Raw genomic sequence first — 16,463 nt, 5'->3', positions numbered from 1 at the left:
CTTACCACTTTTAAATGCAATTGACAAGCTATCTGAATAGACCTGAGAAGGAGTCTGTAATCTTATCCCAAAGGCTGCTTGCCTGATCTTTAACGTCATTCACAACGTCTGATGCCTTGTCTGTCCATGACTTGTTACTGCTATTGCGCGAGTCATTTGGATCTGCCGTATAGTCTAGTGTTTGACCATCAGCTGCATAGGCATTTTCAACGGTAAACTCAGTTCCTGGTGTATTTGGCAAAACATCCGCAGCGATGTAGCTGAAGATTGTCGAAGCTGTTCCCGAGCTAGCTCCTGTTAGGTAGTGACTCTCATCAGTCTTATCAAAACCAATCCAAGTCGTCATAACCACATCAGGAGTATAACCAATCACCCACTGGTCACTAGTCAAATCCTTGTTAAATTCAGCCTGAACAGTACCTGTCTTACCTGCCATCGTGTAACCTGTGTAGTTGGCATTCACAGCAGAACCATTTGAGAAGGTACCAAGCATCATGCTGGTCATCTGGTTAGCTACTGACTGGCTAATAACACGTTTAGACTTCTTACTATGGGTAGCAATAATGTCACCACTGGCATTTTCAATTTTAGTGATGAAATAAGCTGTGTTCATCTCACCACCATTAGCAAAGGTTGCATAAGCCTGAGCCATTTGAAGAGGACTAGCTGTCACACCACCACCAAGTGAAATTCCCAGCTCTTCTGGAACATTGTCAAAGTTGAGACCGAATTTTTGACCATAACTGATCCCTTTTTGAATACCGATTTGATTAAAGAGGTAAACTGCTGGGATATTGTAGGAGTTGGCCAAAGCTTGATACATGGGCACATCCTCTGTCTCAACACCACCGTAGTTGGTTGGGGTATAGCCATTATAGTCGATTGGTTTATTCGGAAGGTCCTTATTGATGCTCCATCCTGAAGCCAGAGCTGGGGCATAGACCACTAAAGGTTTGATGGTTGATCCAGGACTACGTTTACCTTGGGTTGCATAGTTAAAGTTACGGAAGGTTGTATCACTGGTACCACCTACACGACCTACCAGACCACGGACAGCTCCAGTTGTTGGATCAAGTGCCACACTAGCTGACTGAGCTGTACTACCATCACTTTCTGATGTAGGGAAGAGATAGGTATTTTCGTAGGTTTGCTGCATGTTAGCTTGTGAGTTGGCATCCATCTCTGTGTAGATTTTGTAGCCATTTTTAACGATTTCATCCTCACTCAAGCCATAAGTTTTTGTAGCTTCTTCAATGACGGCATCGAAGTAAGACGGATACTTGTAGTCATCGCCAGTCCCTTGATAGGTATCATCCAGGCGACTAGCCATATCAACTCCTGCCGCACTGTCGGCGTCTGCCTGACTCAACTTCTTGTCATCAACCATGTTGGCGAGGACAGTGTTTCTACGGTTGGTCGCATTTTTGATATTATCAATTGGGTTGTAAATTTCAGGTCCCTTAAGCATACCAGCGAGGGTCGCTGCTTCATCAACGGTTAGATTGGCAGCACTTGTCCCGAAGTATTTTTGACTAGCATCTTCAACACCCCAAACCCCATTTCCGAAGTAGGCATTATTGAGGTACATGGTAAGGATTTCTTGCTTGCTGTATTTCTTGGTTAATTCCAAAGAGAGGAAGAATTCCTTGGCCTTACGAGTGACTGTCTGTTCTTGTGTCAAGAAGGCATTTTTAGCCAACTGTTGGGTAATGGTCGAGCCACCACCAAAGCGTCCCATAGATACAATGGCCAAGAGAAATCGCTTGACGTTAACCCCGCTATTTTCATAGAAGGTACGGTCCTCAGTTGCTATAACAGCATTCTCTAGGCTATCACTAATGGCATCCAGCTCCACATAGGTCCCTTTTTGCCCTGACAAAGAACCAGCTTGATTGCCTTCTTTGTCATAGATAACCGTAGTTGCTTTCAAGGCATCTTGAAGATCTGAAACATTGGTCGTCTTGGCAATATAGAAAAGGTAGGAACCTACTGTCAGAACCAGCACAGCTACCATGATAAAGAGAATTTTACCAATATGATAGCGACGCCAGAAACGACGAATAGGATTTCTTGGTGAAAGTGTAAACTTGCTCAAGAACGCCTGAAACTTACCTAAGGGTTTGGTGGTATCAATAGGTTTCTTTTGCTTAGAACGTTGATAACGTGACGTCTCTTGACTTTCCTGAGACATATCTAGGTCTTCAACAGCTTGTTCAACCTCATCAGGTTTCTTAGCAAAGAGTCCCTTTATCTTATTTTGTAAATTCTTCGATTTTTCAGCAGGCTGGGAATCCTTACCCTTTCCGCTATTTTCTTCTTTAAAAAGTTTGTTTTTTAGATTATCAAAAAATGTCATAACCCTATTATACCAAGTTTTTACAGATTCTGTCCTCTTTTAAACGTTCATGATATAATGAAACCATGACTTTACACGTAGAAATTATCAATCCCTATCCTGCAACAACTGTCAAAGACTTGCTCGAAACTAAGCTCCTCATTCCTCGTAAGATTCGTCATTTCCTACGCACGAAAAAGCACGTCCTCATCAATGGAGAGACTATTAATTGGCAGAGTCCTGTTGAAAAAGGTGATAAGATTAGCCTGACCTTTGATACAGAGGACTACCCTGAAAAAATTATCCCTATGGGAAATGCCAGCCTAGTAGAGCCTCTCTATGAGGATCAGCATCTCATCGTGGTCAATAAACCTGAAGGAATGAAAACACATGGTAATGAACCCACAGAAATTGCTCTACTTAACCATGTTTCGGCCTATTGTGGGCAAACCTGTTACGTCGTTCATCGACTAGACATGGAAACTAGTGGGGCTGTACTCTTCGCAAAAAATCCGTTTATCCTGCCAATTCTCAATAGACTCTTGGAAGATAAGAATATTCAGCGTCAATACTGGGCATTAGCTGAAGGTAAATTCCAAACCAAGGAGACTGTGTACAATGACAAGATTGGACGCGACCGCCATGATCGTAGAAAACGGGTGGTTGATCCTAGAAAAGGGCAGGTTGCCTATACAACCGTCACACGCCTCAAAACCTTTAAAGGAGCTAGTCTGGTCAATTGCCAACTAAAAACCGGCCGGACCCACCAAATTCGTGTGCATCTGGCCCACCATGGGCATGCCATTCTGGGAGATCCTCTTTATAGTCACCGAACCGCATCTCGACTCATGCTCCACGCCCACACTCTTAGTTTCACCCATCCCTTAACACTCGAAAAAATCACTGTTAAGGCGAGTTCAGACAGTTTTGAAAAAGGGTTGAGAAATCACAAATAATAGAAGTAGGCTCATTCTCAAGCATAGTGCGAAAGGATTATCCTAATGATCCTCTAGTTATGACACAGTGGAAGCTTGCAAATAAGTTGCTTTTATTGACTTCAAAAGCCTTGACCACCTTGAATCTCCCTGGACATTATGTTAAGCTTTACATATCATATAAATTAGAGGAGTATTTAATTATGAATCCAGCAGATCAATGGTTAGCTATCAATGCCAAGTATTTCCCAACAGAACAAGTGCAGTACATCCGCCAACGCCTTGAGGCACTTCCTGAACAACAGCTTTCAATGCTTTACTCAATCAGCTTCCAAGATCCTACAATGATGCTTATTATCTCACTTTTCGGTGGTTCTCTTGGAATTGACCGTTTTATCTTAGGACACGTTGGCTTAGGTGTTGGTAAACTATTGACATGCGGTGGCTGTGGTATCTGGACTATCGTCGACTGGTTCCTTATCATGGATGCTACTCGCCAATCAAACGCTCAAAAACTCTTTGCAGTTATTGGCTAATGAAAAACTATTTCACACGCTTGTGGGCCTACCACCAGCGTTTTTTTAGATTATATCTCTTAGTTTTAGTGGCAGTTTATGGAGTCTACCTTTTGCATCTGCCAACACCACTCAGTTTAATCCTAAGACCATTTGGACTTAAGGGTTGGAGCGCAGGCCTAACACGCGCTAGTGTTAGGCTCTTACACCTAGATTGGCAAGGAGCCTGGAACTATAATCCACTGATATATCCTCTAGTGGTCTATATCCTAACCTATTTCTTTCTCTTTCCCATCTTTAGTGATAAGAAGATTATTAGGAAATAAAGCAAACACTCTTATTCGATTCCCATTGCCGTCCCCTTACACTATTGCTATAATTGTAATTATCAACATTTTTATAATCAAGTTATCTGGAGGTTATACACATGAAACAACAAGATTGGATTGATTTTTTCCAAGCAGTTAATGGTCGTAATCCAAGTATTCAAGAAATGGCTGAAGCAGCTCAGAAAGGCGAGTTTGTCCGAGAAACTCCCAAACCAACTGTCGAAATAACAAAAACTGTCCCACAAAAAGACACTGTAGAAACTGCCGAAAATGATGTTGACAATTATGATGTTGCTGAAGAACCACTAGCTGATACCAACTTAGAGGAACTACAGGATTTACCAAATACTAGCCCCGCGTCAAGTCAGACTAATGCTACCTTCCAACATCCAAATCATAACTTTAACGAGACTTGGACGCAACACGAAAGTAAGTCTCAAACAAACCTCATCATGATAGCCATCGCTTCTATCCCAGTTATCCTCTGGGCTCTTGCAATGATACTCTTTGGAATTGCCAGTGATGAGCTTAGTGGCGGCTTGCTCACGGCTTTTCTCTCCATCATCATTTCTTTACCCTTGGTAGTACTTCAAATATTACCAGCTCTTCTAAATAAAACCGATAAAAAATGGCCAATCTTTATCCTATCCTTTCTTCTAGGCTGGACATTCATCGGTTGGATCATCCTTCTTGCTGTTTCTATCAATACGAATAAGGAAGCAGAACGCATTAGACAACAACAAATGATGATGCAAATGGCAGGTCAACAAGGAAGTTCTGATACATTTAACCCTTTTCAGTAATTAACAACAAATAATTGAAAAAAAGAAAACCCAGAAAAAGTTTCTCGACTTTCCCTAGGTTTTTTCTTTTGCTTTTTTAAACTCTTAGTAGCCCATCATTCCTGGATCCATAGCTGGTGCTGCTGGAGTTTCTGGTTCAGGTTTATTGGCAACGACTGCTTCAGTTGTCAAGATAAGACTAGCTACAGAAGCAGCATTTTGGAGGGCAGAACGTGTGACCTTAACAGGGTCGATAATTCCTGCTTCAACCATATCTACCCATTCACCGTTAGCAGCGTTAAAGCCTGTACCAACTGGGCTGTTCTTCAATTTATCGATGATAACTGAACCTTCATAACCAGCGTTATAAGCAATTTGACGAACTGGTTCTTCCAAGGCACGGAGGACAATGTTACGTCCTGTAGCGTCGTCACCTTCAAGATCAAGTTCAGCAACCTTAGCAATGACGTTAACAAGGGCTGTACCACCACCTGCTACGATACCTTCTTCAACAGCGGCACGAGTAGCGTTAAGGGCATCTTCGATACGAAGTTTCATTTCTTTAAGGGCTGTTTCAGTGGCCGCACCAACCTTAACAACTGCAACCCCACCTGACAATTTAGCCAAACGTTCTTGAAGTTTTTCACGGTCAAATTCAGATGTTGTTGTTTCCAATTGAGACTTGATGAGGTTAACACGGTTAGCAATCGCTTCTGTGCTTCCTGCACCTTCAACGATAACTGTACTATCTTTATCCACAGTTACTTTAGAGGCTTGACCAAGTGCTGCCATAGTTGCATCCTTAAGCTCAAGACCAAGATCTTCAGTAATGACAGTTGCTCCTGTCAATACGGCAATGTCTTCCAACATCGCTTTACGACGGTCACCAAAGCCAGGTGCCTTAACAGCAACGACATTGAAAGTTCCACGAATCTTGTTAAGAACAAGTGTAGGAAGAGCTTCACCATCCACATCATCAGCAATGATCAAGAGTGGACGACTTGTCTTAAGCACTTCTTCCAAGAGTGGAAGGACATCTTGGATATTTGAAATTTTCTTGTCAGTCACAAGGATAAATGGATTATCAAGGTCAGCGACCATTTTTTCATTATCAGTAACCATGTACTGAGAAAGATAACCACGGTCAAACTGCATACCTTCAACCACTTCGAGTTCTGTCTCCATACCACGAGACTCTTCAATAGTGATAACACCATCATTACCCACACGTTCCATAGCTTCTGAAATGTATTCACCAACTTTTTCAGAACGTGATGAAACCGCTGCGACTTGGGCAATAGCTTCTTTATTAGCAACTGGTTGTGCAATGGCTTTAAGCTCTTCCACGGCTGTAGCTACAGCTGCTTCAATCCCACGACGGATACCGATTGGATTAGCACCAGCCGTTACATTTTTGAGACCTTCACGAACAATAGCTTGTGTCAAAACAGTGGCTGTAGTTGTTCCGTCACCAGCAATATCGTTCGTTTTTGAAGCGACTTCGCTGACAAGCTTAGCACCCATATTTTCAAAGTGATCTTCGAGTTCAATTTCTTTAGCAATTGTCACACCATCATTAGTGATAAGAGGTGAGCCAAAAGCTTTTTCCAAAACCACGTTACGACCTTTAGGACCAAGCGTTACCTTAACTGTATCAGCCAAAGTATCAACACCACGGACCATTGCTGCGCGTGCATCTGATGAAAATTTAATATCTTTTGCCATAGTTACTCCTTCTTTATCTTACTTTATATCTGATTAGCATAGACCTAAGCTAGGACTGCTAAAATGTCTGCTTCACGGATAATTGAAACGGAATCATCTCCGTCTTTAACATTGACACCTGCACCATTTTCAACAAGAACTTTATCGCCTGCTGCAACACTAGGTGCAATCAATTCACCAGTAAGAGTACGGATTCCTTCACCTACTGCCAAAACCTCAGCAGTCTTTGTAGCTTCATGACTGGCCCCTGCCAATACAAAGCCACTAGCTGTTTTTTCTTCTGTTTCTTCAAAACGGACAACGATACGATCACCCAATGGTTTCAATGCCATACCAATTACCTCCAAATGTTATTTATTATTAGTAACGTGTGAAACGTTATTTTTAGCACTCATAAACCACGAGTGCTAATCCATATATTTATTTTAGCACTTGGTCAAAAATAGTCAAGAAAAAACTACCCAAAATCTGAACTTTGGATAGTTTCTTTTTTGTTTGTTAACCGAGTACCAAGGCATCGTCATTGAGGACTTGTCCACTATTTTTGTGGAAGAGGTCCATAAGTTCTGCAACAGTGAGATTTTTCTTTTCTTCACCTCGCACATCGACGACGATTTTACCGTGATAGAGCATAACCAGACGGTTCCCATATTCGATAGCATGTTCCATATTATGGGTAATCATAAGGGTTGTCAATTCTTGTTCTTCAACGATCTTACGTGTCAAATTCATGACCATATCACTTGTCTTAGGATCTAGGGCTGCTGTATGTTCATCCAAAAGCAAGATTTTGGGACGCACCAAGGTTGCCATAGCAAGTGTCAAGGCCTGACGTTGTCCACCTGACAAGAAATTAGCATCAGTCTTCATACGATTCTCAAGACCAAGACCAAGATCTACCAAGGCTTCCTTGAAGACTTGACGTTCGCTTTCAGTGATAGACTTTTTAAAAAAGCTACGTTTCTTACCACGACGATAGGCAATCGCCATATTTTCTTCGATAGAAAGGTTTGTCGCTGTCCCCATTCGAGGATCTTGGAAAACACGGCTAATGTCTTTAGAGCGCTCATCTACAGATGCTTTCTTAATAGATTGCCCCTCCAACAAGATATCCCCCTCATCAATGCTAAGAACACCAGCAATTGAATTCATCAAGGTTGATTTACCAGCACCATTTCCCCCAATAACAGAGATAAAATCTCCCTGTTCAATGTCGAGATCCAAACCACGAAGGACGTGATTTTCATTGACCGTGCCTTTTTCAAAGGTTTTATGAATCTGTTGTAAACTAAGTAAAGCCATTACTTGTCACCTCCTGGAGTCAAGGATTTGTTAGGTCTGATTTTCAATTTTTGTCGTACTTCTGGCACATAAAGGATGATAGCAAGCAAGATGGCTGAAGCCAATTTCAACATTTGAGCATCAACGTTCATGGCAAGGATAATAACCAAGACCAAACGGTAGAGAACAGCTCCTACGACAATTGACCAGAGGCGTTTGCCAAGTGGTAGATACTTGACGATAACTTCGGCTAAGATGATTGCAGCCAAGCCATTTACGATTGTACCAGTACCCATATTCATATCCGCATAGCCATTGTTTTGAGCTAGGAGGGCACCTGATAGGGCAATCAAACCATTGGAAATCATGTAGCCAAGAATCTTCATACGGTCAACCTTGATACCATTGGCTTCACCCATGGCAAGGTTATCACCTGTTGCACGAAGAGCAAGTCCAACCTGTGTATTAAGGAGAACAACCAACATAAGTACTACCAGACTAACAAAAATCAGTCCTAATAGAATCACACCATTCAGCTTAGATAGACCAAGATCCATAACCATAGTCACCAGCGTGTTGTGTCCTGAAAGAGAGACATTGGCACTTCCAAGAACCAAAAGGTTAACTGAATAGAGCCCTGTTAAGGTAATAATCCCCGTTAAGAGTGCTGGTATCTTCATTTTCGTATGCATAAAGCCAGACACAGCTCCAGCAAGCATACCAGCTACAAAACCACCTAGAGTCGCAAAGATTGGGTTAATCCCACGGATAATCATGATAGTTGTCGTAGCAGCACCAAGTGGGAAGGCCCCCTCAGCTGTCAAATCAGCAAGGTCCAAAATACGGAAGGTAATGAAGACCCCGATAGCCATAATAGCCCAGAGAAGCCCCTGAGAAATGGCTGTTAGCACCACATTTGAAAATCCTTTTTTAGAAGACTTATTGACCTTAAGCTTAATGACACCCTTATCTTTTTTAGCAATTGGTTTGTCATCTTGTGTTGATGCTTTAGATTCCTCGTCACTAATGCTAGAAACATCAATACCAAGTTCTTTAGCCATGTCATGGTTAACCACAACATTTAGGGTTTTAGGATACTCGGCATCGACATCCTTGACCTTCTCACCTCGGAGAACACGGCCTGCCAACTTACCTGTTTGACGTCCAAGCGCTTCATAGTTGGTTCCGTAAGTGAATAGGACACCTTTTTCTACACTACCAGCGTCACTACCAACAACTGGAACCTTAGTCTCTTTAGAAAGATCTACCAAGGTATTAATAGCACTAACAATGGTATTATCAGTTGGGATGAAAATCACTTCGGTTTGACTCATCAAGCTCTTGGCTGTGTCTTGGATATCATTGGTTGATGAAATTCCTTTGATAACCGTTTCAATACCAGCTTCCTTGAAGTATTTCTTGGCTTCTTCAACCTGAACTTCTGAGTTACGCTCGCTGGTCGTGTACATAATCCCAACTTTTTTAGTGTTTGGAAGGACCTTTTTCAACAACTCGACTTGTTTGTTGATTGGTGACATGTCGCTTGTCCCTGTCACATTTCCTCCAACATTGTCCATAGACTTAACCAATTTAGCTGAAACTGGATCTGTAACAGCTGTAAAGAGAATTGGCTTGTCCTTTGTCAAACTACTCAAAGACTGGGCTGCTGGGGTTGCGATAGCTAACATGACATCATTATCTTCAATAAGCGACTGAGAAATCGTCTGCAAGTTAGACTGATCTCCTTGTGCATTCTGATAATCGATTTTGATGTTCTTACCGTCGACATAACCTTCCTCTTTGAGTTCTTCAATGAACCCTTTACGTGTCGCTGACAAGGAAGGATGTTCCACATATTGGAGCACACCGACGTGAACCAAATCTTTATTAGAAGCATTGGAACATGCTACCAAGAGGACAGCTGTAATAACAGCCATCATACTGACCAAGAATTTCTTCATCTTGTATACCTCTATTTTTTATTCTATCTATTTCCAATTTTCTGTCATCTTTTTTCCGAGATGATAGAGTCAAAAGAAAATTAAAAATAGACCACGGTATGAAAAAAACCAGTTAGGACAGGCCCAACTGGTTTTATGCATCTTGACTAGCACAGGCTAGCTTATGTCACCGGTTAGACCTATTCATCTAATCGGCTAATCCATCACAAAATGCTTTAGCTTCATAGATACAAACTGACTGACGCTTGTATCCTGAAACACAAACGTCCTATCTAAAGAAACTAAAGTAATAAAAAGCTTTAAGATTTCCCAAATGGGTCGCTTTGTTAAGCATGTGATGCCTCCGTAGTTATGATAGTTTTAAGTTTACACTATTTAGACAATTCTGTCAAATTGGAATTTACTCTCTTTTCTCTCAATTTATCATTGTCACTGCAAAAGAAAAATCTCTTCCTGCTCCTGCAAGAAAAGATTTTTTAGATTAAGCATCTTGTTCGGTTGTTAAGATAGCAAGTGTTTCAATCAAGTTATCGGCATTAACTTCAATAGTATCACCAGTTGCCTTGATTTTAACTTCGACAACACCTTCGCTGGCTTTTTTACCAACTGTCACACGAATTGGAAGTCCGATAAGGTCACTGTCAGAGAATTTAGAACCAACACGCTCATTACGATCATCTGTCAAGACATCATAGCCTTCAGCCATAAGAGCAGCTTCTAAACGTTCTGTCAAAGCATTGGCTTCCTCATCCTTAGTGTTAACTGTAATCAAGTGAACATCATACGGAGCCAATTCTTTAGGGAAGTTAATTCCCCATGCATAGCGGTACTGACCTTTTGGTGTCTTGTTAACAAAGAGACGTGCATGTTGTTCGATTACAGCTGACAAGATACGGCTAACACCGATACCGTAACATCCCATGATAATTGGAACAGCACGGCCATTTTCATCAAGAACATTAGCACCCATACTTTCAGAGTAACGTGTCCCAAGTTTAAAGATATGACCAATCTCGATACCACGCGCAAACTGAAGGACACCTTGACCATCTGGTGAAATTTCACCCTCTTTAACTTCACGAATATCCACGTATTCTGCCTTGAAGTCGCGCTCTGGGTTAACCCCTGTCAAGTGGTAACCATCTTCATTAGCTCCAACGACCGCATTAGCCACATCTTGAACCTTACGGTCCGCAACGATACGAACATTTTCAGGAAGGTTAACTGGACCAAGAGAACCGAAGTTAGCGCCAAAGACTTGACGTGCTTCATCTTCTGTAGCTGGTTCAAGGAAATCAGCAGCAAGGTAGTTTTTCAACTTCACATCGTTAACCTGATCATTACCGACAAGAAGAGCCACCACTGGTTCATCATCAGCAATGAAAAGCAAAGTCTTGACGGTTTGTTCTTCTGGAACATTCAAGAAAGCAGCAACTTCATCAATTGACTTGCAATCTGGTGTTTCAACACGAGTCACTTCTTCTTGAGTCACAACCTTAGTCGCTGGTGTGTAGGCATTTGTTGCCATCTCAAGGTTAGCTGCATAGCTTGACTCTGTAGAGTAGGCAATTGTGTCTTCACCAGATACCAACCATGATGTCAATTCTTTCTTGATTTCTTCCATGACATCTTCTGGAATCTCATCCAATGAAGCAATTGACTTGTCAAGAACTACCCAACGGTTGAGATCTGTACGCTCAGGAGTAACCGCCATAAATTCTTGAGAATCCTTACCACCCATGGCACCACCATCACCGATGATACCCTTAAATTCAAGGCCAGCACGTGTAAAGATAGCCTCATAAGCTTTACGGTAGTCTTCATAAGTGACATCCAAATCTTCATAGTTTTGGTGGAAACTATAAGCATCCTTCATGATAAATTCACGTGTACGAAGAAGACCGTTACGAGGACGTTTTTCATCACGGTATTTTGATTGGATTTGATAGAGATTAAGTGGCAATTGTTTGTATGATTTAACCGCATCACGAACCAAGGCTGTAAACGTTTCTTCGTGAGTTGGACCGAGTATAAAGTCAGATTTATCACGGTTTTTAAGTTTATAAAGGTCTTCACCGTAAGTTTCATAACGGCCTGACTCACGCCACAAATCTGCTGTCAAAAGTGCTGGCGCCAACATTTCAACCGCACCGATTTTTTCAAACTCCTCACGCATGATGGTTTTGAATTTCTCGATAGCACGATTTGCCAATGGCATATAAGCATAGATACCAGCAGAAACCTGACGCACGTAACCCGCACGTACCATAAGGGCATGACTGATAACTTGAGCATCACTTGGCATTTCACGAAGTGTTGGAATCAACATTTTACTTTGTTTCATCATTTACATACTAAGGAGGCTGGCCCTTGGCTCAAGTCCCTTAGACTTCCTTTCGTTTCTTTGTTTCTAATTAAAAGAAAGCACGCATAATATCATTCCAAGTGACTGCAATCATAAGAACAACCATGATAGCAACACCTGCAAGTGTAATATAGCTTTCAATTTCTTGATTAAGTGGTTTACGACGAATGGCTTCAATAATATTCATAACAATTTTTCCACCGTCAAGGGCTGGAATTGGGATAAGATTGAAAATTCCCAGGTTAATTGAGAGCATCCCTATAAGGTTAAGAATGGAAATCAAGCCATTTTCTGAAGCCTGGGCAGACATCTGGAACATAGCAACCGGTCCACCAAGTTTATTCAAACTAAAGTTGGTGATAAGCCCCTTAAGTGCTACGAGAATTTTGAAGGCCCCTTCCCAAGCCATTTGGAAACCACCAAAAATCTTATCTTTAAGACCTGTTTTTAAAGCAGGAGAAACACCTAAAAAGTAGCTACCTTGGTTCTCCTGAGGTTTAACAGAGATTGTTTCTTCCTGACCGTTACTTCTCTTAACTGTCACAGAAAGGCTATCACCTTTGGAGAATTTTTGGGTATTCTCTGTCAATGCTTCCTTCAAGCTGTCCCAATCAGTAACCTTGTCCTTATTGATAGCCTCGATGGCATCACCATTTTTTAAGCCTGCCACCTGAGCAGCACCTCCATCGGCTACCTGGATACGGTTGGTCGATGTATCTTGAACACCACCTTGAACAAAGGCTAAGATAATAAAGACAAGCACCCCAAGAATGAAGTTATTCATAGGACCAGCAAAGTTGGTAATTAAACGTCCCCAAATGCTTGCATTTTGATATTGGACATCCTTAGGAGCGATACGAAGTTCTGTACCATCCTCCTCAACGATAGTGGCATCATGATCAACCTCATAGGTCTTGGTCTCATCTAGGACTAGACCTGTAATGGTTAACTTATCCTCCAAATCATAGGCAGTGACGTTCATAGGCAAAGCCGTCTGGTCAACCTGGCGATCCGAAAGGTTGATACGTCTTACCTTACCATCTGATCCAATCGTTAGACTGGCAGGGCTACCTGTTTTAATCTCAGTTGTATCTTCACCCCAACCAGCCATACGGACATAACCACCCAAAGGGAGGATACGGATAGTATAAACGGTACCATCCTTACCTGTATGTGCAAAAATTTTCGGTCCCATACCAATGGCAAATTCACGAACCAAAATTCCTGAGCGTTTGGCAAAAAAGAAATGACCAAACTCATGGAAGACGACAATCACACAGAAAATCAGTAAAAAGGTAATAATAGCTTTCATCTAGACACCTCCACTCTTAAAAAAGTCCTAGGAAGTGCATGATTGGGAAAACGAAGATCCAGCTATCGCAACGGTCCAAAATACCACCATGCCCAGGAATAAGATTGCCTGAGTCTTTAACGCCAAAGTGACGTTTAATAGCTGATTCAACCAAATCACCAAATTGACCAAAGATACTAAAGAGAATCGTACAGATAAGCAACCAGAAGAAGTTATGAGGGGCATAAACGCCGTGGTTAATCAAACCAAAGATAAGAGCCACAATGATTGCGGACAAGATACCACCGACACTACCCTCAATAGTCTTATTTGGCGATACTTTTGGCAATAGCTTATTCTGACCAAATTGACGACCAAAAAGGTAAGCTCCAATATCTGTTGCCCAAATAATAAAAAGAGCAAAGAGAACTTTTTCCCAACTATCCAAACGTGCCGCAATGAGATTTTGGAAACCAAAACCAACATAAAAGGCAGATGCAATTGGATAAGCTGCATCATCAAAAGAATAATGGTCGCTATTAAGGACAGTCCCCGCTAGAATCAAAAATGAAATAACAGCGAAACCTGTCACACTAGCATTTGTTGGAAGACTGATAAAATACTGATCAATCGGCACAGCCAAGATAAAAGCTGCCACCATTGATAAAATACCCTCGATAGAGAAAATCTCCAAGTGCTTCATGCGAAGCATCTCAGACACTGCAACCATGGCCATGGCTCCAACCAAAAGTTGGAAAGGAAGACCACCGATAAAGAGCAATGGGAGGAAAATGGCTGCTGCCACACCCCCACCAATTAAACGTTCTTGCATGAGAGGTCCTTTCTAGACACCACCGAAGCGACGGTGACGTTTATTGTAGTCAGAGATGGCTTGACGTAGCCCTTGTTGGTCAAAGTCTGGCCAGAAAACATCTGTGAAGTAAAACTCACTATAGGCAGATTGCCAAGGCAAGAAATTACTAAGACGAAGCTCGCCACTCGTACGGATAATCAAATCTGGATCACGGTAGAGGTAAGGCAATTTATCTGTCATCAAATGCTTAGCAATGAGATCTTCATCAATAGCTTCAGGACTGAGTTTGCCTGCTTCAACCTCTTTAGCAATCGCTTGAACTGCAGATACAATCTCCGCACGACCACCATAGTTCAGTGCAAAGTTGAGAACCAAACCGGAATTATGTTTTGTCTGCTCAACTGCCTTTTCAAGAGCATCTAAGGTTTCCTTAGGCAGACGACTGTTATCTCCGATTGTCAAAATACGAACATTGTTTTTGTCTAATTCTGGTACATATTTGTTAAAGAATTCAACTGGCAAATTCATGATGAATTTCACTTCATCTTGTGGGCGTGACCAGTTTTCAGTTGAGAAGGCATATACTGTCAATACCTTAACCCCAAGTTGTGACGCTTCGATAGTTACCTTTTGCAAGGCATCCATCCCAGCCTTATGCCCCATCACACGTGGTTGTAGACGTTTTTTAGCCCAACGGCCATTTCCATCCATAATAATACCGATATGGTTGGGAATATTGTCTAGAACCTCTTGATGAGATTTTTTTCTAAATTTAAACATGGAATATCCTCTAAATATAGTTTACCCTTTATTTTACCACATTTTCAGGGGTTCTGAACAGCTTTTAATACCGATAAGATTAGAAAACGCAAAAAGACCAGGATTTAACCTAGTCTCAAATACACATCTTAGTTTTCATCAGCAGACTCAATTGCTGAATCTTCTTCGATAATTGTCTTTTTAGTTGTTTCTGCTGTTTCTGTAGTTGGTGCTGGTGTGATTACTTTCATGATTGAACGACTCAAATCAAAGGTCAAGAAAACACCTTCTGCATCCAAAACAATACGGTTATTTTCTTTGTCAATCTCATCGACAATAGCAATCAAACCACCGATTGTTTCAACCTCAGCACCCTTAGCAAGACCTGCAAAACGATCTTCCTGTGCCTTTGCTTGGCGACGACGGCTGAAAGCCACATAAGCAACAATTGCGACCACATAAATGGCCAAAACTAGCATCATATTCATATTTCGTATTCCTCCAATAATTCACTTGGCTACTACTATATCAGATTAAGTCAGGACAAGCAAGACAAATCCTTAGACAGACCACATAAAAACACTTTCCTTATAACGGAAAGTGCTGAATGAGACTACATATCTGCTACGTTGTGATATACCTTTTGAACATCATCGTCTGCTTCAAGAGCATCAATAAGTCCTTCGAAAACTTCAAGGTCTTCACCTTCAAGAGTAACCTCAGTTTGTGGAATCATTTCAAGTTCAGTCACTTGGAACTCTTCTTGTCCGTTAGCACGGAGAGCTTCCAAAGCTTTGTGAAGATCTGTTGGCTCAGTATAAACAGTGATAGTACCATCTTCTGCTTCTACATCTTCAACTTCTACATCTGCTTCAAGCAATTGTTCAAAGATTGCGTCTGCATCTTCACCTGCAAAAACGATAACACCTTTTTTATCAAACATGTATGAAACAGAACCTGAAGCACCCATGTTACCACCATTTTTACCAAAGGCAGTACGTACGTTAGCAGCTGTACGGTTAACGTTTGAAGTCAAAGTATCTACGATAATCATAGAACCATTTGGTCCAAAACCTTCATAACGTCCTTCAACGAAAGTTTCATCAGTGTTACCTTTAGCCTTATCAATGGCCTTATCAATAACGTGTTTTGGCACTTGCGCTTGTTTAGCACGCTCCAAAACAAATTTCAAAGCTGAGTTTGATTCTGGATCTGGTTCACCTTGTTTAGCAGCTACATAGATCTCAACACCAAACTTAGCGTAAACCTTAGAGTTTGCACCATCTTTAGCAGTTTTCTTAGCAACGATATTAGCCCATTTACGTCCCATGGGATTCACCTCTTCTAAGAGATTTGTATCTCTGATTTGTT

Annotated in this window: 15 protein-coding genes; 4 read left to right on the top strand and 11 right to left on the bottom strand. The window is 41.5% G+C overall.

Annotation, left to right across the window (positions count from 1 at the left end; translation table 11 throughout):
• Nucleotides 1-28: 28 nt before the first annotated feature.
• The gene (pbp2a, locus tag HMPREF3112_RS00290; protein WP_070437428.1) at nucleotides 29-2,356 is read right to left on the bottom strand and encodes a penicillin-binding protein PBP2A; all 2,328 of its coding nucleotides are present in this window, start codon (nucleotides 2,354-2,356) and stop codon (nucleotides 29-31) included.
• A 65-nt stretch (nucleotides 2,357-2,421) separates the two neighbouring features.
• On the opposite strand from pbp2a, the gene HMPREF3112_RS00285 reads away from it, so the two are divergent.
• The 4 genes from HMPREF3112_RS00285 (at nucleotide 2,422) to HMPREF3112_RS00275 (ending at nucleotide 4,917) form a co-directional block, all read left to right on the top strand.
• On the top strand, nucleotides 2,422-3,291 hold the full coding sequence (locus HMPREF3112_RS00285) for an RluA family pseudouridine synthase (protein ID WP_048673946.1): 870 nt from the start codon (nucleotides 2,422-2,424) through the stop codon (nucleotides 3,289-3,291).
• A 182-nt stretch (nucleotides 3,292-3,473) separates the two neighbouring features.
• Nucleotides 3,474-3,806, top strand: coding sequence for a TM2 domain-containing protein (locus HMPREF3112_RS00280; RefSeq protein WP_021143504.1), 333 nt, complete (start codon nucleotides 3,474-3,476; stop codon nucleotides 3,804-3,806).
• Nucleotides 3,806-4,111, top strand: a complete 306-nt coding sequence (locus tag HMPREF3112_RS10830; RefSeq protein WP_081051368.1) for a DUF2752 domain-containing protein — start codon at nucleotides 3,806-3,808, stop codon at nucleotides 4,109-4,111. Before HMPREF3112_RS00280 ends, HMPREF3112_RS10830 begins: the two co-directional genes overlap by 1 nt.
• A 101-nt stretch (nucleotides 4,112-4,212) precedes the next feature.
• Entirely contained in the window at nucleotides 4,213-4,917 is a 705-nt protein-coding gene (locus HMPREF3112_RS00275; protein ID WP_048673948.1) for a superinfection immunity protein, read from the top strand.
• 84 nt (nucleotides 4,918-5,001) lie between these two features.
• On the opposite strand, the gene groL is transcribed toward HMPREF3112_RS00275, so the two are convergent.
• From groL to HMPREF3112_RS00225, 10 genes are all read right to left on the bottom strand, one after another.
• Nucleotides 5,002-6,621, bottom strand: coding sequence for a chaperonin GroEL (gene groL, locus HMPREF3112_RS00270; protein ID WP_002883626.1), 1,620 nt, complete (start codon nucleotides 6,619-6,621; stop codon nucleotides 5,002-5,004).
• Nucleotides 6,622-6,665: 44 nt separating this feature from the next.
• Nucleotides 6,666-6,953, bottom strand: a complete 288-nt coding sequence (gene groES, locus HMPREF3112_RS00265; RefSeq protein WP_002883604.1) for a co-chaperone GroES — start codon at nucleotides 6,951-6,953, stop codon at nucleotides 6,666-6,668.
• A gap of 166 nt (nucleotides 6,954-7,119) precedes the next feature.
• Nucleotides 7,120-7,923 carry an ABC transporter ATP-binding protein gene (locus tag HMPREF3112_RS00260; protein WP_002883592.1) on the bottom strand — a complete coding sequence of 268 codons (804 nt, stop codon included), beginning with the start codon at nucleotides 7,921-7,923 and terminating at the stop codon, nucleotides 7,120-7,122.
• Nucleotides 7,923-9,863, bottom strand: a complete 1,941-nt coding sequence (locus tag HMPREF3112_RS00255) for an ABC transporter substrate binding protein (RefSeq protein WP_002883690.1) — start codon at nucleotides 9,861-9,863, stop codon at nucleotides 7,923-7,925. The genes HMPREF3112_RS00260 and HMPREF3112_RS00255 overlap by 1 nt, the downstream gene beginning before the upstream one ends.
• Before the next feature lie 481 nt (nucleotides 9,864-10,344).
• Entirely contained in the window at nucleotides 10,345-12,207 is a 1,863-nt protein-coding gene (locus tag HMPREF3112_RS00250) for a proline--tRNA ligase (RefSeq protein ID WP_126405083.1), read from the bottom strand.
• Between the two features lie 70 nt (nucleotides 12,208-12,277).
• Nucleotides 12,278-13,540 carry an RIP metalloprotease RseP gene (rseP, locus tag HMPREF3112_RS00245; protein WP_070437425.1) on the bottom strand — a complete coding sequence of 421 codons (1,263 nt, stop codon included), beginning with the start codon at nucleotides 13,538-13,540 and terminating at the stop codon, nucleotides 12,278-12,280.
• 16 nt (nucleotides 13,541-13,556) lie between these two features.
• Nucleotides 13,557-14,351, bottom strand: coding sequence for a phosphatidate cytidylyltransferase (locus HMPREF3112_RS00240; RefSeq protein WP_070437422.1), 795 nt, complete (start codon nucleotides 14,349-14,351; stop codon nucleotides 13,557-13,559).
• A 12-nt stretch (nucleotides 14,352-14,363) separates the two neighbouring features.
• Nucleotides 14,364-15,113, bottom strand: coding sequence for an isoprenyl transferase (locus tag HMPREF3112_RS00235; protein WP_002886457.1), 750 nt, complete (start codon nucleotides 15,111-15,113; stop codon nucleotides 14,364-14,366).
• 128 nt (nucleotides 15,114-15,241) lie between these two features.
• Complete coding sequence (locus HMPREF3112_RS00230; RefSeq protein ID WP_002883701.1) at nucleotides 15,242-15,580, bottom strand: preprotein translocase subunit YajC; 339 nt, start codon at nucleotides 15,578-15,580, stop codon at nucleotides 15,242-15,244.
• Nucleotides 15,581-15,705: 125 nt separating this feature from the next.
• Nucleotides 15,706-16,422: a YebC/PmpR family DNA-binding transcriptional regulator gene (locus HMPREF3112_RS00225; RefSeq protein ID WP_002883635.1), complete on the bottom strand. Its 717-nt coding sequence runs from the start codon at nucleotides 16,420-16,422 to the stop codon at nucleotides 15,706-15,708.
• Nucleotides 16,423-16,463: the final 41 nt, after the last annotated feature.

This window comes from Streptococcus sp. HMSC10E12 (assembly GCF_001807855.1).
GTDB lineage: Bacteria > Bacillota > Bacilli > Lactobacillales > Streptococcaceae > Streptococcus > Streptococcus salivarius.
This window is presented reverse-complemented; position numbering and strand designations above follow the sequence as displayed.

Coding starts and splice junctions, on each gene's coding strand:
- pbp2a (WP_070437428.1), bottom strand. CDS start 2,356: ATGACATTTTTTGATAATCTAAAAAACAAACTTTTTAAAGAAGAAAAT.
- HMPREF3112_RS00285 (WP_048673946.1), top strand. CDS start 2,422: ATGACTTTACACGTAGAAATTATCAATCCCTATCCTGCAACAACTGTC.
- HMPREF3112_RS00280 (WP_021143504.1), top strand. CDS start 3,474: ATGAATCCAGCAGATCAATGGTTAGCTATCAATGCCAAGTATTTCCCA.
- HMPREF3112_RS10830 (WP_081051368.1), top strand. CDS start 3,806: ATGAAAAACTATTTCACACGCTTGTGGGCCTACCACCAGCGTTTTTTT.
- HMPREF3112_RS00275 (WP_048673948.1), top strand. CDS start 4,213: ATGAAACAACAAGATTGGATTGATTTTTTCCAAGCAGTTAATGGTCGT.
- groL (WP_002883626.1), bottom strand. CDS start 6,621: ATGGCAAAAGATATTAAATTTTCATCAGATGCACGCGCAGCAATGGTC.
- groES (WP_002883604.1), bottom strand. CDS start 6,953: ATGGCATTGAAACCATTGGGTGATCGTATCGTTGTCCGTTTTGAAGAA.
- HMPREF3112_RS00260 (WP_002883592.1), bottom strand. CDS start 7,923: ATGGCTTTACTTAGTTTACAACAGATTCATAAAACCTTTGAAAAAGGC.
- HMPREF3112_RS00255 (WP_002883690.1), bottom strand. CDS start 9,863: ATGAAGAAATTCTTGGTCAGTATGATGGCTGTTATTACAGCTGTCCTC.
- HMPREF3112_RS00250 (WP_126405083.1), bottom strand. CDS start 12,207: ATGAAACAAAGTAAAATGTTGATTCCAACACTTCGTGAAATGCCAAGT.
- rseP (WP_070437425.1), bottom strand. CDS start 13,540: ATGAAAGCTATTATTACCTTTTTACTGATTTTCTGTGTGATTGTCGTC.
- HMPREF3112_RS00240 (WP_070437422.1), bottom strand. CDS start 14,351: ATGCAAGAACGTTTAATTGGTGGGGGTGTGGCAGCAGCCATTTTCCTC.
- HMPREF3112_RS00235 (WP_002886457.1), bottom strand. CDS start 15,113: ATGTTTAAATTTAGAAAAAAATCTCATCAAGAGGTTCTAGACAATATT.
- HMPREF3112_RS00230 (WP_002883701.1), bottom strand. CDS start 15,580: ATGAATATGATGCTAGTTTTGGCCATTTATGTGGTCGCAATTGTTGCT.
- HMPREF3112_RS00225 (WP_002883635.1), bottom strand. CDS start 16,422: ATGGGACGTAAATGGGCTAATATCGTTGCTAAGAAAACTGCTAAAGAT.